We start from the raw sequence: 324 nt of genomic DNA, 5'->3' as shown, positions 1-324 counted from the left end.
CTTCCATATCCATGCCAAGCTCAAGCATTTCAGTTGGATAACCTGTTTTATCGGCAACCACTTCCATCATCACGGTTTGAATATGTTTTAAGTCTATCGCTACTGATGCAGTTGTTGCTTCAGTCGTTGTTTCAGTAATTAATACTGGAGGGGATACAGGTGCATTTTCAGCCGTAACAACTGCTTCTTTGCTTTGCATCTTTTCTTGCATATAAGCAACGATTTCACCCAGTGTACGTAACTCTGCTAAATCTTCAGGATTAAGCTCTGGTAAGTCAGTAATTATTTCTTGTACTGCACCTAGGATTTCAACACGTTTAATTG

1 protein-coding gene is annotated in these 324 nt (G+C 39.5%); it reads right to left on the bottom strand.

The window, feature by feature from the left end; translation table 11 throughout:
- Positions 1 to 324 (bottom strand): hypothetical protein (locus tag CWS31_RS17485; protein ID WP_148747801.1); only part of this gene is annotated, 324 nt, incomplete at both ends.

This window comes from Colwellia echini, assembly GCF_002843355.2.
In the GTDB taxonomy this organism is placed as follows: domain Bacteria; phylum Pseudomonadota; class Gammaproteobacteria; order Enterobacterales; family Alteromonadaceae; genus Colwellia; species Colwellia echini.
Note: the sequence above shows the minus strand (reverse complement) of the source record. Positions and strands in the feature narration are given on the sequence as shown.